Origin of the sequence: Allorhizobium borbori (genome assembly GCF_014196535.1) — a bacterium.
Taxonomy (GTDB): domain Bacteria; phylum Pseudomonadota; class Alphaproteobacteria; order Rhizobiales; family Rhizobiaceae; genus Ectorhizobium; species Ectorhizobium borbori.
Genome location: NZ_JACIDU010000057.1, coordinates 1 through 1,198, shown reverse-complemented (window position 1 = coordinate 1,198; position 1,198 = coordinate 1). Strand labels below are relative to the sequence as shown.

At 58.1% G+C, this 1,198-nt stretch carries 1 protein-coding gene; it reads right to left on the bottom strand.

Going from position 1 to position 1,198, the window contains the following annotated elements; all coding sequences use genetic code 11:
* Window positions 1–21: 21 nt before the first annotated feature.
* Window positions 22–1,148 (bottom strand): IS3 family transposase gene (locus GGQ66_RS22895; RefSeq protein WP_183796043.1). Its coding sequence is split into 2 segments (ribosomal slippage): window positions 22–908 and window positions 908–1,148, totalling 1,128 coding nucleotides; the frame shifts between segments, so codons are not numbered across the junction.
* Between the last annotated feature and the right edge of the window lie 50 nt (window positions 1,149–1,198).

Sequence of the window (1,198 nt, the reverse complement as noted above, 5' to 3'; positions counted from 1 at the left end):
AGTTTTGTGGACGCCCTCGGGTTACATTTCCTGCTGCCGTTCGAACTCGACGGGTGACAGCATCCCGTTCCTGACGTGCTTACGCTTGGGGTTGTAGAACATCTCGATGTAGTCGAACACGTCCTTCCTTGCCTCCTCGCGTGTTGGGTATGTCCTGCGCCTTATCCTTTCGCGTTTGAGGAGGTTGAAGAAGCTCTCCGCCACGGCATTGTCGTGGCAGTTGCCTCGACGGCTCATCGAGTGCTCGAGATTGTGGTGCTTCAGGAATGCCGCCCAGTCCATACTGGTGAACTGCGAGCCTTGATCGGAATGGACCAGAACCTTGCTCTTCGGCTTTCGACGCCACACCGCCATGAGCAACGCCTGCAACACGACATCGGTGGTCTGTCTGCTCTGCAGCGACCAGCCGATGACGCGGCGCGAGAACAGGTCGATCACCACTGCCAGATAGGCAAAGCCCTCCTGCGTCCGGATATAGGTGATGTCTGTCACCCAAGCCCTGTCCGGCGTATCGGCATCGAACTGTCGGGCAAGGGTGTTGTCGACCACGACCGACAGCTTACCGCCATAGGAGCCGGGCCGACGCTTGTAACCGATCTGAGCCTTGATCCCGGCCAACCTCGCGAGACGAGCAATGCGGTTGGCGCAACTGGTCTCTCCCTGATCGAGGAGGTCGTCATGCAGCTTGCGATAACCGTAGACCCTGCCGCTTTCCTTCCAGGCCTTGCTGAGAAGCTCGGTCTGACGGACATCTTCCCGAGCCCGTTCGCTCAGCGGGTTCTTCAGCCAGGCATAGAAACCACTGGGCCGGATACGCAGGCAACGGCACATCGCCCGCACGGTGAACTGCTGACGATGCTCGGCAACAAACGCGTATCTCACTTTGCATCCTTGGCGAAATACGCGGTGGCTTTTTTTAAGATGTCGCGCTCCTCGGTGACGCGCGCCAATTCCTTCTTCAGACGACGAATCTCTGCCGCCTGATCCTCATTGCCTCCTGATGGCTTCGAGAACTTCTTCTTCCACGCATAGAGCGAGTGTTGGCTCACCCCCAGCCGCTGCGAAACCTCCGCAACAGGATAGCCCCGCTCGGTGATCTGCGCGACAGCATCGCGCTTGAACTCGTCACTAAAATTGCCAGACCCCATCATGGCCTCCTTGCCTCAAAAATAGGGAAGAAGGCGTCCACAAATCTAGG